General features: G+C 58.3%; 14 protein-coding genes. 7 read left to right on the top strand and 7 right to left on the bottom strand.

Going from position 1 to position 13,372, the window contains the following annotated elements; genetic code table 11:
* Nucleotides 1-183 precede the first annotated feature (183 nt).
* Entirely contained in the window at nt 184-570 is a 387-nt protein-coding gene (locus AC3WOK_RS14930) for a VOC family protein (RefSeq protein ID WP_063428703.1), read from the bottom strand.
* 88 nt (nt 571-658) lie between these two features.
* Between AC3WOK_RS14930 and AC3WOK_RS14925 the strand changes: the two genes are divergently transcribed.
* On the top strand, nt 659-1,261 hold the full coding sequence (locus AC3WOK_RS14925; RefSeq protein ID WP_008501342.1) for an ATP-dependent Clp protease proteolytic subunit: 603 nt from the start codon (nt 659-661) through the stop codon (nt 1,259-1,261).
* Nucleotides 1,262-1,397: 136 nt separating this feature from the next.
* Complete coding sequence (locus tag AC3WOK_RS14920; RefSeq protein WP_010427254.1) at nt 1,398-2,519, top strand: ribosomal protein uL16 3-hydroxylase; 1,122 nt, start codon at nt 1,398-1,400, stop codon at nt 2,517-2,519.
* Between the two features lie 38 nt (nt 2,520-2,557).
* Here the strand turns inward: AC3WOK_RS14920 and AC3WOK_RS14915 are convergent, their stop codons facing one another.
* A complete protein-coding gene (locus tag AC3WOK_RS14915; protein ID WP_010427252.1) occupies nt 2,558-2,743 on the bottom strand; it encodes a hypothetical protein in 186 nt (61 codons plus the stop codon).
* Nucleotides 2,744-3,001: 258 nt separating this feature from the next.
* On the opposite strand from AC3WOK_RS14915, the gene AC3WOK_RS14910 reads away from it, so the two are divergent.
* Nucleotides 3,002-3,955, top strand: a complete 954-nt coding sequence (locus tag AC3WOK_RS14910; RefSeq protein ID WP_492354741.1) for a helix-turn-helix transcriptional regulator — start codon at nt 3,002-3,004, stop codon at nt 3,953-3,955.
* A 139-nt stretch (nt 3,956-4,094) separates the two neighbouring features.
* Complete coding sequence (foxA, locus tag AC3WOK_RS14905) at nt 4,095-6,185, top strand: ferrioxamine B receptor FoxA (protein WP_492354740.1); 2,091 nt, start codon at nt 4,095-4,097, stop codon at nt 6,183-6,185.
* Nucleotides 6,186-6,260: 75 nt separating this feature from the next.
* Here the strand turns inward: foxA and AC3WOK_RS14900 are convergent, their stop codons facing one another.
* On the bottom strand, nt 6,261-7,676 hold the full coding sequence (locus AC3WOK_RS14900) for an aminotransferase-like domain-containing protein (protein WP_059312684.1): 1,416 nt from the start codon (nt 7,674-7,676) through the stop codon (nt 6,261-6,263).
* Nucleotides 7,677-7,852: 176 nt separating this feature from the next.
* Between AC3WOK_RS14900 and AC3WOK_RS14895 the strand changes: the two genes are divergently transcribed.
* Nucleotides 7,853-8,014 (top strand): DUF1127 domain-containing protein, encoded by a 162-nt coding sequence (locus AC3WOK_RS14895; protein ID WP_063428712.1) that lies wholly within the window; start codon nt 7,853-7,855, stop codon nt 8,012-8,014.
* A gap of 86 nt (nt 8,015-8,100) precedes the next feature.
* Here AC3WOK_RS14895 and pdxR read toward each other — a convergent pair whose 3' ends face one another.
* Entirely contained in the window at nt 8,101-9,489 is a 1,389-nt protein-coding gene (gene pdxR, locus AC3WOK_RS14890; protein ID WP_492354739.1) for a MocR-like pyridoxine biosynthesis transcription factor PdxR, read from the bottom strand.
* Nucleotides 9,490-9,591: 102 nt separating this feature from the next.
* Here pdxR and AC3WOK_RS14885 point away from each other — a divergent pair, with 102 nt between their 5' ends.
* On the top strand, nt 9,592-10,071 hold the full coding sequence (locus AC3WOK_RS14885; RefSeq protein WP_008501331.1) for a carboxymuconolactone decarboxylase family protein: 480 nt from the start codon (nt 9,592-9,594) through the stop codon (nt 10,069-10,071).
* Here AC3WOK_RS14885 and AC3WOK_RS14880 read toward each other — a convergent pair.
* Nucleotides 10,058-10,960: a LysR family transcriptional regulator gene (locus AC3WOK_RS14880; protein ID WP_492354738.1), complete on the bottom strand. Its 903-nt coding sequence runs from the start codon at nt 10,958-10,960 to the stop codon at nt 10,058-10,060. The two genes, AC3WOK_RS14885 and AC3WOK_RS14880, sit on opposite strands and share 14 nt — an antisense overlap.
* Before the next feature lie 100 nt (nt 10,961-11,060).
* On the opposite strand from AC3WOK_RS14880, the gene AC3WOK_RS14875 reads away from it, so the two are divergent.
* Entirely contained in the window at nt 11,061-12,476 is a 1,416-nt protein-coding gene (locus AC3WOK_RS14875) for an aldehyde dehydrogenase family protein (protein ID WP_492354737.1), read from the top strand.
* 50 nt (nt 12,477-12,526) lie between these two features.
* Here AC3WOK_RS14875 and AC3WOK_RS14870 read toward each other — a convergent pair whose 3' ends face one another.
* On the bottom strand, nt 12,527-13,048 hold the full coding sequence (locus AC3WOK_RS14870) for a GNAT family N-acetyltransferase (RefSeq protein WP_059312679.1): 522 nt from the start codon (nt 13,046-13,048) through the stop codon (nt 12,527-12,529).
* Between the two features lie 3 nt (nt 13,049-13,051).
* Nucleotides 13,052-13,321: a type II toxin-antitoxin system TacA family antitoxin gene (locus tag AC3WOK_RS14865; protein WP_059312717.1), complete on the bottom strand. Its 270-nt coding sequence runs from the start codon at nt 13,319-13,321 to the stop codon at nt 13,052-13,054.
* Between the last annotated feature and the right edge of the window lie 51 nt (nt 13,322-13,372).

The raw sequence follows: 13,372 nt of genomic DNA, 5'->3' as shown, positions 1-13,372 counted from the left end.
ACCGCCCCGGTGCTGATTGACATGTCGAGGATGCAAACAGTCCCGACGCTTACGTAAGAGACTGTTTATGCTGACTTTCATCTTAACACATTAACTATCATTATCATTTAACAATATGATAACCGTATGAAGATGAAGTATAGCGATACGTGACCGGGGCGGTTAAGCAACGAAACGCTGATTTTATGCACCGACAAGCTCAATGCGGTTGCCGTCCGGATCCGCGATCACCGCTTCATAGAAGCCGTCTCCGGTCATGCGCGGGGCGCTGAGCAGCGTGCCGTTTGCCTGTGCCCTCTCGGCCATGCCGTCGACCTGCGCTTTGCTGCCGACGTTGATGGCGATATGCGCCCAGCCGATAAACTCCGGGTGGGCAGGGGCGTCAGGCAGATCCGGCAGCGTCATCAGCTCGATGGTCGGCCCGTTATCCAGCGTAATAAAGTGAGATTCGAAACCGGGACGATTTTTACTGACGTAGCGTTCGTTACTGCGGCCATTAAAAACCGTTTCCCAGAACTGAACCTGTGCGTTCAGGCTGCGGGTCCAGAGTGCGACATGGGCAATATGCATATGCTCCCTCGTTATTTGTCTGTGAGGACTTTGATCGGTAAAACAGGCTACACTCTGGTTTTGAGCGCTACAAGCTGAGGAAATAACAATGCACTACACACTGAAAGAAAGCGACAAGGATAAAGCGGAAGGGTCAAACGGCGCGGGCGCTCTGCAGCAAAAACTGCTGGAGTCTCGTTCGATTGTGATCTCCGGTGAGATCAACCAGGAGCTGGCGCAGAAAGTGATCACCCAGATGATCCTGCTGCAAAGCGTCAGCAACGATCCGATCAAGCTGTACATCAACAGCCAGGGCGGCCACGTGGAAGCGGGCGATACCATCCACGACTTCATCAAATTCATCCGCCCGGAAGTGCACGTCATCGGCACCGGCTGGGTGGCGAGCGCCGGGATCACCATCTTCCTGGCGGCGAAAAAAGAGCACCGCTACTCGCTGCCAAATACCCGCTTTATGATCCACCAGCCGCTGGGCGGCGTGCGCGGTCAGGCGACGGATATTGAGATCGAAGCGCGCGAGATCATCCGCATGCTGGATCGCGTGAACAAGCTGATCGCTGACGCCACCGGCCAGCCGCTGGAAAAAGTGAAAAAAGACACCGACCGCAACTTCTGGATGTCTCCGGCAGAAGCGCTGGATTACGGCATTGTGGGTAAACTGATTACCCATTATGACGAGCTGAAGCTGGATTAAGGTTTTATCGCCGTGTACGTGTCGGGTGGCGGCTACGCCTTACCCGACCTACACGTCCTCGTTTGACCCATGACAAGTTCCCCTCGTACCGTCTCTTCTATAATCGCGCCTGTTTCCCCTCTCACTGGTGCTATCCATGGCGTATCAACTGAACCTGAACTGGCCGGAATTTCTCGAAAAATACTGGCAAAAAAAACCCGTTGTGCTGAAAAATGCCTTCCCGAATTTTGTCGATCCGATTACCCCGGACGAGCTGGCAGGGCTGGCGATGGAGCCGGAAGTCGATAGCCGTCTGGTGAGCCATTTCAATGGCAAATGGCAGGCCAGCAATGGTCCGTTTGAGCACTTTGACGATCTGGGCGAAACCGGCTGGTCGCTGCTGGCGCAGGCGGTGAACCACTGGCATATGCCCGCGGCGGAGCTGGTGCGTCCGTTCCGCGTCCTGCCGGACTGGCGTCTGGATGACCTGATGATCTCCTTCTCCGTGCCGGGAGGCGGCGTGGGTCCGCATATCGATCAGTACGACGTGTTTATCATTCAGGGGATGGGCAGCCGCCGCTGGCGCGTGGGCGACAAGCTGCCGATGCGTCAGTTCTGCCCGCACCCGGCGCTGCTGCATGTGGATCCGTTCGAGCCAATCATCGATGAAGATCTGGCCCCGGGCGATATCCTCTACATCCCGCCTGGATTCCCGCACGACGGCTTTACCCATGAGACGGCGCTTAACTACTCCGTTGGCTTCCGCGGGCCAAACGGCCGCGATCTGATCAGCAGCTTCGCCGATTACGCCCTGGAAAACGATCTGGGCGGCGAGCACTACAGCGATCCGGATCTGACCTGTCGCGAGCACCCTGGCCGCGTGGAGCAGTACGAGCTCGATCGCATTCGTCAGATGATGTTCGACATGATTAGCAAACCAGATGATTTCACGAAGTGGTTCGGCAGCTTTGTTTCGACGCCGCGCCACGAGCTGGATATCGCAGCCGCCGAGCCGCCGTATGCGCCGGAAGAGGTGCTGGACGCGCTGCAGGGCGGCGAAACGCTGTCTCGCCTGAGCGGCCTGCGCGTGCTGAACATCAACGGCAGCTTCTTCATCAACAGCGAACAGCTGGAGACGGTAGACGCGAAGGCGGCGGATGCGCTGTGCCGCTACACCGAACTCGGCCAGGCTGAGCTGGGCGATGCGCTGAATAACCCGGCGTTTGTTGAAGAGCTCACCGGGCTGATTAACCAGGGATACTGGTACTTCGACGAGTAGCGGAGGGCGGCGTTGAGTGAGGCTCAACGCCGCCTCGTTTAGACCAGCATATTACACGCCTTCCAGTAGTTCAGAAGGCGTTCGTCATCGCGCTCTTTTTCCGCTTTTATTTTCATCGCCTGCGCCAGATTTTCTCGCGACACTTCATGGCCTTTCTGGACGATGTCTAATACCGCTTCACCAAGAGCCAGTGAAATTTCTGTCCGATTATTGCGAATCGTCATAAATACCTCCTCGTTGGTTGCGTTAATTTAATTATGAAAGAGAAATAACCATCCGGTAATAATTCATCTCATTCTTAATTTTTTATTTCTCTCATTTTCAACGGGTACGAAAATGAAAAGGGGATATTTTCTTCCTTATGGGCAGTAATAATCTTTCGACTAACACGGGTGCATAATCCCGTTAAGCCCAGAGATTGCCGCCATCCCCGGTGAATGGTACTGTTTGACCTGTCCTTTTCCCCATGCAGGCTTGACATTATGCTCCAGAGTGAAAATACATCAGCGAAACGCCTGTTTTTTGTTGAGGATTTTCAGCTATTCGGCGAGCGCTATGGCATCGACTATCGTTTTCCCCAGCTAAAAGATGCAGCCGCCACCCGCACTCCCGTTCTCCAGGGGGACGTGGAAGAGATGACGCTCTCCTCGGGCATTTCCCTGACCCACTCCGACGTTCGCGTGTTACAGCCTTACGAAACGACCTCTCGCCACAGCAGCCCGCTCTATATGCTGGTCGTGCTGGAAGGGTGCGTCACGCTAACGCTCCGCGGTAACGAGTATGTCGTGCGATCGGGTATGGCCTTCAGCGCCTGCCTCAGTGAAGAGCAGATTATGAGCGCGCGGCACGATGCGGACAGTGCCCTGAAGACGCTCTCGTTTGGCGTGTACCCCTATGACACCAGGCGTGAAAGCCTGCTGGAAACATTGCTGCTGGAGTGGCAAAGCCGGAATGCGCCTGCCGTTGTCTGGCACGTTCCCGGATTCGTGCTCTCCGGCATTCAGCATGCACAGCAGCAGGGTGTATGCGCGTTATCACGCAGACTGCTGCTAGAGGGGCTGATGTATCAGCTGCTTGGCCATGGCCTGAATCAGTGTCAGCAACACCGTCCCTGTCGACCGGAGTATGCGCGTCTGGAACGCGTACGGTGCATGCTGGAACAGTCGCCTGAACAGAATCACTCCCTTGCCGAACTGGCCGCCCTCGCGGCAATGAGCCAAAGCAGCCTGCGCAGCAAGTTCCGCCAGCGCTATGGCTGCACGCTGTTTGATTATCTCCGCGACTGTCGGCTCGCGCTGGCCCGGCGCTATTTGCTGGAAGGCTATAGCGTACAGCAGGCGGCGTGGATGTGCGGCTACCAGCATGCCACAAATTTCTCTACCGCATATCGTCGCCGCTACGGTATTTCGCCCGGCGAGGTACGTAAAACGCAGTAATGCACTTTTCCCGTTCCTGCTAACGCTTCCCGTGCGGTTTGTCATCGCGCATAGGTAACCTGGCGGCACGCATAGCCGTTTGCTCTCTCAAAAAGGTAATAATTCTTATTAACAATAAGAATTATCTCTGGAGAGAGTTATGTTTGCTAAAACGCGTCTGGCACTGCTGGTGGGATGGGTTACCGGAAGTGTCGTTTTTCCTGCGCTGGCGCAGGATGCCCAAAAAACGGATACCGTGGTGGTGACGTCGCAGATGCAGTCTGCGGCCACTAAGCTTGAAACCCCTGATATCGAAACCCCGCAGTCGGTCTCTATCGTCACGCGCGAGCAGTTCGAGGAGCAGGGCGCAACCAGCGTGCGTCAGGCGGTGAGCTACACGCCGGGGGTCTACAGCAATCAGATCGGTGCCTCAAACCGCTTCGACTATATCGTGCTGCGCGGCTTCTCCGACGGCAGCCTGGATAACATCTATCTCGATGGCCTGAAGATGATGGGAGACACCAACTCCCACAGCTCGCTGGTGATCGATCCCTGGTTCCTTGAGAGCGTAGAAGTGGTGCGCGGCCCGGCCTCCGTGCTGTACGGGCGCTCATCGCCGGGTGGGATTGTGGCTCTTACGTCCCGTAAACCGTCGTTCGATCCGGGCGGGGAGATCAAGCTGTTCGCCGGGAACAATAACCAGCGCGGGGCGATGTTCGACGTCACCGGTCCGGTTGACGATAACGACCGCGTGGCGGTGCGCCTCAGCGGGATGACCCGCTACGCTGATTCCCAGTTCGATCCGCTGAAGGAAGAACGTTACGCGCTGATGCCGAGCCTGACCTGGCGCATCACTGACAATACCCGTCTGGAACTGATGGCCTATCTGCACCGCGATCCGGAAGGCGGCGGCCACTCGGGCCTGCCGTATGAAGGGACTGTCGTACCGCACTACGGCAAGAAAATCTCCAACACCTTCTTTGAAGGCGAGGATGATTATGACAAATACGATCGTCGTGAAAACATGGTGGGCTACAACATTGAGCACATGTTTGACAGCGGCTGGTCGGTGCGTCAGAAGCTGCGCTATGCGCATACCAAAGTGGAATTGAACCAGGTTTATGCCGCAGGCTGGCTGAATGAAACCGAGCTTAACCGTGGCTATTCGGGATCCGACGAGAAGATGAATGCCATCACGCTGGATAACCAGATCGACGGCAGTTTTGACACCTGGGCGGTGAACCACCGCGTGCTGATCGGGATGGACTACCAGGATCGCACGAATAACGTGACGGGTTATTACGGCGGATTTCCGCCGATCGACGCCTTCAATCCGGTCTACGGCGCGAAGCCGGATTACATTACGCAGTACAGCCAGGAAAAGCACAAGCTGCGCCAGACGGGGTATTACCTGCAGGATCAGATGTCCCTGGATCGCTGGCGTCTGACGCTAGGCGGGCGTTACGACCGGGTCAGCGTGTCAAATATCGACAGCTTTAACCATACCCGCAGCGATCTGGATAAGCACAACGTCAGCAGTCGCGCGGCGCTGCTGTATCTGTTTGATAACGGTGTGGCACCCTACGTGAGCTACTCAACCGCCTTTACGCCGACCAGCTTTGCCGACGAGCAGGGCAATATCCTGGAGCCGATGAAGGGCAAGCAGTGGGAAGCCGGGGTGAAATATGAGCCTGAGGGGATGAACAGCCAGTTCAGCGCCTCGGTGTTCCGTATCAATCAGAAGAACATCGCCACCAAGGAGGAGCCAACCGATCCGTACCGTTCGATCGGCGAAATTGAGTCAGAAGGGGTTGAGCTGGAAGCGATTGGACAGTTGACTGACAGCCTGCGCATGCAGGCCGCGTATACCTATACCGACATTCGCTATAAGAAAAGTAGCCCGGAAGAGCAGGGCAAACGCGCGGTTTATGCCCCGCGTAACATGGCCAGCGCCTGGTTGAGCTACGACGTCAAAACGGGTCCGCTTGACGGCCTGACCGTGGGTTCGGGCGTACGCTATGTGAACGGCGTCACCAGCGATCGTCAGAACACCCATACGCTGCCGTCGTACACGCTGATGGATATGGTGGTGGGGTACGACCTGTCTAAGATTGGGCTGACGGGGATCAGCGCGCAGCTGAACGTTAACAACCTGACGGACAAGCGCTACGTGGCGGCGTGTAACTCGCTTTCCTACTGCTACTTTGGCGCAGAACGCAGCATTGTGGGCAGCGTTTCGTGGACGTTCTGAGCCGTTAGCCAGCGCCCGGTGCGGTTTTCACCCTCTCCCTGTGGGAGAGGGTCGGGGTGAGGGCATCGGACCGCACTACTCCTCCATCGCAATCACAATCGCCTCTCCCAACTTCCTCAACGCCTCGCGATGCTTATCCGTCGGCGGCAGCGCCACGTTGATCCGCAGACAGTTGCGGTACTTCCCGGAGGCGGAAAACAGCGACCCGGCCGCGGCCTGAATTTTCAGCCGACACAGCTGCTTGCTGACGCACACCATGTCGACCTTCTCCGGCAGCTCAATCCACAGCAGGAAGCTTCCCTGCGGGCGCGTGACGCAAATCTCTGCCGGAAAATACTGCCGCACCCAGCAGGTGTAGGTTTCCATATTCTGCTGATAAATCTGACGCATGCGGCGCACGTGGCGATGGTAATGGCCGTCGCGGATAAACGCCGCCACCGCCATCTGCGTGCCAGGGACGTTAAACCCGCCCGCAGCGTATTTCATGTGCATCACCCGGTCGTAATAGCGCCCCGGCACAATCCAGCCGACGCGCAGGCCCGGCGCCACGGTTTTGGTAAACGAGCTGCAGAGGATCACGCGGCCGTCGATATCCATCGAATGAATGGTGCGCGGGCGCGGGTACTCAGCCGCCAGCTCGCCGTAAATATCATCCTCAACAATTACGATATCGTGCCGCTGGGCGAGGGATAAGACCTGCTTTTTCCGCGCTTCGGGCATGATAAACCCGAGCGGGTTATTGCAGTTGGGCACCAGGATCACCGCCTTGATAGGCCACTGCTCCAGCGCCAGCTCGAGCGCCTCGATGCTGATCCCGGTCTCGGGATCGGTGGGAATTTCAATCGCCTTGATATCGAAGCCGCGCAGCATCTGCATGGTGCCGTGAAACGACGGCGATTCTACCGCCACGATATCTCCCGGTTTGCACACCGACAGCAGGGCAATCGACAGCGCGCCGTGGCAGCCGTTGGTGATCACAATCTCGTTTGCCGCGACGGTGGAGCCGCCGTCCAGCATCAGGCGGGCGATCTGCTCGCGCAGCTCCAGCCGCCCGTCAAGCACGTCATAGCTCAGCATCTCGCCCGGGTTATGCTGCGCAATGCGGCTCATCTCGCGCCACAGCGGCTTCAGGCTCGGCTGGTTAATGTCCGGCGAGCCGCCGCCGAAGGAGATCATCTCTTTGTCGGCGCGGGCGTCCAGCAGCATCATCACCTCATCCCACTGGGTCACGTCCACGGGGCGCTGCACCGGGCGCGTCATGGCCGGTACCGGCGGCTGGGCTTTACGCTGCGAGACAAAATAGCCGGAGCGCGGCTGAGGGGTGATCAGCTGGAGATTTTCGAGGATCTGGTAGGCCTGCTGTATGGTGCTGATACTCACGCCGTGCTCCTGGCTCAGCGTGCGTACCGACGGCAGACGTTCGCCGCTGCGATACAGCCCTTGTTCGATACGTTCCGCCAGAAGGTTGGCCAGATGTTGGTAGCGCGTCATGCTGTATCCTTTGTTTTCACCATACAGATTGTTAAACCAGTACAGATTGATGGGTAAACCGCCATGCAGATACCGTTTTATCGGATCTGTATGGTAAACAAAAGCAGTTTTTGAATCTGTATTGTACAGGCCGTTTTCCGTGATGATAACCCCACTGACACAGCGAGGAGAGCATCATGGAATTCTACGAGAATCGTTCAAAACGTCCGTTTATCGTGTTTGTCTGGGTAGCGAAAACGCTGCGTAACTGGTATCGCATCAACCGTACCCGCCGCATTCTGAGCCAGATGAGCGACGAGCAGCTCAAGGACGTTGGGTTGTCGCGGCATGATGTATGAGCCGCGTCATCGCCCGGTGGCGCTACGCTTACCGGGCCTACGGGATCGAGTAGGCCGGGTAAGGCGTAGCCGCCACCCGGCGATGTTCAGCTCAACAGCTCAAACGTCTGCCGTTTCGGCCTTTCCAGCAATTCCACTGCCTCTTCATACGACCGCACGTTGTTATAGCCCATCACCAGCCCGTAGCGCTTCCCGGACCCGCGATACCACTCCGAAAGCGCATTGACCTGCAGCTGCTGTTCCTGCCAGCAGCGCGCCACGTCCCGGTCGCCGCTTCCTCTGGTGAGAAACGCCACGATATGCATCCCGCCGTCGTTTTGCTCGGTGAAAAACAGATCGCCATACACCTCCTGCAGGGCGGCAATCATCCAGTCGCGGCGGGTCTGATACAGGGCGCGCATCTTCTTCAGGTGACGAAAGAAATGCCCTTCGTTGAGAAACGCGGTGAGGATCTTTTGCGTCAGCACCGGCTGGCCGCTGGTGGTTATATCCGCGCAGTCGGTAAAGGCCCCGACGGTGCTGGCGGGCATCACCACGTAGCCCATGCGCAGCGACGGCATAATGGTTTTACTGAAGGTGCCCATAAAAATCACCCGGTCGTGCAGGTCGAGGCTTTTTAGCGACGGCAGCACCTTGCGGGTGTAGTGAAACTCCCCGTCGTAATCGTCTTCGATAATCCACGCCGCGTTCTGGCTTGCCCAGTCGAGCAACTGCTGCTTGCGCGGCAGGGAGAGCGTGACCGCCAGCGGGCTCTGGTGCGACGGGGTGACGATGGCAAAACGGGCGTCGCGATGGTGACGGAGCAGGTATTCCGTGTCGATACCGCTGCGATCGACCGGCACGGTGTGCAGGCGAGGCACGATCCGCTTGAGCAGCTGCTGGCCCATAAAATAGCCCGGATCTTCAAACACCACCTTGTCGCTGCGGCTGGCAAGCGTGTCGAGGATCAGCCGCAGGCTGCCGCTGTAGCCGCTGGTGATCAGCACCTGCTCGGCGGTGCAGGAGAGCCCGCGCGAGATGTTCAGATAGCTGGCGATGGCCTGGCGCAGCGGATACCAGCCCAGCACCGGCGGGTTGAGCATCTCCTCCTGGCGCATGGAACGCGTCGCCTGGCCTGCCAGCAGCAGCCATTTTTTATACGGAAAACTGTCGAGGGCAGGGATTCCGGGGCGCAGAAACCCAGCTCGTTCGCGCTGGCTGATGAGCGATGCCGGAAGCGTGCCGGTGGGCTGTTCCGCAGGGGCAGCCTTGTCCGGTAACAGTAAATCCGGGTTCACGCGCGTGCCGCGCGCGCCCTGGCTTACCAGATACCCTTCGCCCGTCAGGATGGCATACGCCGTTTCGACGGTTTTACGCGCCACCTTCAACTCTTCGGCCAGCACGCGGATGGCAGGGACCTTATCGCCCGGCTTAAGCACGCCGCGCGTGATGTTGTCGCGATAGCGGGAATAAATCTCGTGATAGCCCGGCTTCATGTCCTACCTCGTTTCACGCTTTTTGTATCTTTTTACTATGTCATGAACGGCGTAGATTTGCCTCATCGCATGACACATACAGTGTAAATTAGAGGAAAGACCATGAGCACTCGCGTCAACCACCACAAAGCCACACCTGCCCTCGCCAACGCCCTGTCCGCCCTGAGCATGGAGGTGGCAAAAACCTCCATCGACCCGGCGCTGAAGCACCTGATCGACATTCGCGTATCGCAGCTGAACGGCTGCACCTTCTGCCTGGATATGCACTCGAAAGAGGCCAAAATCGCCGGTGAGCGCGAGCTGCGTCTGTACCATCTGGCGGCCTGGCGCGAGTCCCCGCTGTTCAGCGCCCGCGAAAAAGCCGCGCTGGCCTTCACCGAAGCGCTGACCCAGATCGGCGTTCACGGCGTGAGCGACGCGCTGTACCGCAGCGTGGCGGAGCACTTCTCGGACGTTGAGATTTCAGAGCTGAACTTCGCCATCGTGGCGATCAACGCCTGGAACCGTCTGGGAATCACCTCCCGCATGGCACCCGGCTCGCTGGATGCGGCTTACGGGCTGAATAAGGCTAACCTGGAATAATCCCGCGCTCGCGGATCGTCGCCACCAGCGCCCGTAGCCCCGGCGGGACGTGGCGATGGCCGGGGTAGTACAGGCGCAGCCCGGCAAAGGGCTGCGCCCACTCGTCTAAGACGCTCACCAGCTCTCCCTTCTCAAGCTCTTCACGAATATAGAGTTCCGGCAAAAATCCCACCCCTAATCCCGCTTTCACGGCGCGGATCGAGGCAAAAAGATCGGACGTCGCAAAGCGCGGCGGCACGGCAAGCGCGTACGTTTCACCCCGACGCGCCAGTTCCCAGCGGTAGATCCCGCCGTGGGCCATGCGCATGCCGATCCCCTGATGTGAAAGCAGATCGTCCGGCGTTTCGGGTATACCGTGACGGGCGAAATAGTCCGGTGTGGCGGTAACAAGCTGGCGGATCTCGCCGGTCAGCGGCACGGCGATCATGTCCTGCGGAACGGACTCTTCAAGGCGGATCCCCGCGTCATAGCCTTCGGCGACGATGTCGATCATCCTCGCTTCACTCACCGTTTCCACGCGCATTTTCGGGTAGCGGATCATGAAGTCGATCAGCAGCTGGTCCAGAAACAGCGCGCCGATATGGTTCGGCACGTTGAGGCGCAGCGTGCCGGCGGGTTCCCCGGTGTCGCTGTGGATCTCCTCCCCGGCGAGACGGATCTCCTGAAGAGCCGGGCCGATACGCGCCACGTAGCGCTGCCCGGCGTCGGTGAGCGCCACGCTGCGGGTGGTGCGGTTGAAAAGGCGCGTCTCAAGGCGGCTCTCCAGCCCGGCGATGGCATTGCTGACCGCCGTGGCGGACATCCCAAGCTCCTGCGCCGCGCCGCGAAAGCTGCCGCGCCGCACCACCGCCATCACCACTTCCAGCTCTGTCAGACCTGAACGATGCATAGATTATCCTGAAAATCGAAACAACCCTTGCAGCATAGCGTGGATTATCGCAACGGAGAAGCCGTGCCAGACTGTGCTCACACAGCCTGAGGAGGTTTATATGCACACCATCGAACAGATCTTTATTAACGGCGAATTTGTTACCCCGCACGGCACCGAGTGGTTTGATTTGTACAACCCGGCGACGGCGCGGGTCATCGGTAAGGTTCGTCTGGCGGATGAGGTCGACGCAGAGCGCGCCATCGCGGCGGCAAAAGCGGCGTTTCCGGCGTGGTCGCAGACCACAAAGCAGGAACGCATCGCCGCGCTGAAGCGCATGCATGCCGCCGTGGTCGCCCGACACGACGATCTGCTGGAAGCGGTAATCGAAGAGTACGGCGCGCCGGCCTCGCGCTCGGCGTGGATGGCCAGCTACCCGGCGGAGGTGATTGCCCAGGCCATCGAGGCGCTGGAGGCGTTTGAGTTTGTCACCCCCGCAGGGGCAGCCACGGTGCAGATGACGCCGCTTGGCGTGGCCGGGCTGATCACGCCGTGGAACAGCGATGCAGGGTTTATCTGCGGCAAGCTGGCGGTCGCGCTTGCGGCGGGCTGCACGGCGGTGATCAAGCCGAGCGAAATGAGCGCTCTGCAAACCCGGATTATCACCGAAGCGCTGCGCGATGCCGCGCTGCCGCCGGGCGTGTTTAATATCGTCACCGGGCGCGGCGAGACGGTGGGCGAAACAATCAGCCGTCACCCGGACGTCGCGAAAATTTCGTTTACCGGTTCGACGAATACCGGCAAGTCGATCCTGCGTAACGCGGCGGAAAGCTTTAAGCGCGTGACGCTGGAGTTAGGCGGCAAATCGCCGACGATCCTGCTGGATGATGTGGATCTGGCGCAGGCGATCCCGCTGGCGATCCAGTCCGGGTTTATGAACAGCGGGCAGGCGTGCGTGGCCGGGACGCGTATTCTTGTGCCCCGGTCGCGCCAGGAAGAAATTGAAGCCGCGCTGGCGCAGGCCGTGGCGGCGGTGAAATCCGGCGACCCGCGCGATAGCGCGACAGAGGTTGGCCCGATGGTCAGCGAGAAGCAGTGGCAGCGGGTGCAGGGGTATATTCGCAAAGGGATCGAAGAGGGGGCGCGCCTGCTGGCGGGCGGCGAAGGGCGACCGGACGGGACGCGGGACGGCTGGTTCGTGCGTCCGACGCTGTTTGCCGACGTTAACAACCGGATGACCATTGCCCGCGACGAAATTTTTGGCCCGGTGCTGTGCGTCATCCCGTATCAGGATGAGGCGGAGGCGATCGCCATTGCCAATGACACAGAATACGGACTGAGCGCGATGGTGCTTGGCCGTGATGCGGGCCGCGCGCGATGCGTGGCGCAGCAGATTGTTTCCGGTCGCGTGCTGGTGAACACGCTTGCCCATGAACCGAAAGCGCCGTTCGGTGGCTTCAAACACTCCGGCGTGGGGCGCGAGATGGGTGAGTGGGGAATTCGGGCGTTTATGGAGCCGAGGTCGGTTCTGGGTTAAGTCTGCTGAAGGTAAAGCACGCCCCGCTAGCCGGGGCGTTACGTGCAGTATCACTCTTCAAACACGCTCTCAAAGGTTTTCGTCGGTAAGAACAGCGTGAATTCATTCTCGGCCTGGAGCGGTATGAACCCCATTTTGAGGTAAAAATCTTTGGCTTTATGGTTGAGTGCTTCAACAAACAGACCGTGGATGCCGACGGCAAAGGAGGCCAAATAAACGGTCTTCATGGCATGAATAACGAGTAATTCTCCGTATCCTTGCCCCTGAAGATGTTTATCAATCGCCAGGCGGCCAAGGGTGACACTCGGCACATTTTTATAAGGAATACGTTTTTGCTGAGTTTTTGAGGGCAGGTAAGCCTTTTCAAAACAGCTTCCGGAGAGTGTGTAATAGCCCAGAATACGCGGTTTTGGCTCTTGTGTGGTGAGGACATAACCCCGCAAAAACTTTCCACGATGCTGGCGTTTCAGGTGCTCCGTCAGAAAGGTATTAAGGCTCTCTTCTCCGCAATCGAACTGGCTTAGGTCATACTCAACGTCTTCTGAAAAAATCCCTATCTTCACGTCGTTCACGTTTTACTCCATATCCCGGAGACGCTTAGCCGCTTGCTTCAGGCGGTCATTTGGCGCAGGCGGATTGCTGATGGCATCCATCACCGTATTCCAGGATGCTTCGCTAAGGACCAGGCGGCGGTGCTGGTCAATTACCTCTGCTGCGCGTTCAGAGGCTGTGCTGACCATGAATTGTGAAATCGACTGGTTTGTCATTGCCGCCGCTTCTTCGATCATGTTTTTGTCATCTTCGGTTAACCGGAGATCGATGCGCTGCTTCTTCAGTGCTGACATGGTTTCATTCTCAATCTTTATCCGGGCTTTACGCCTCGTTAACAGGCAAAA

It is taken from the genome of Enterobacter sp. FW301-JW81, from assembly GCF_058788735.1.
This window is presented reverse-complemented; position numbering and strand designations above follow the sequence as displayed.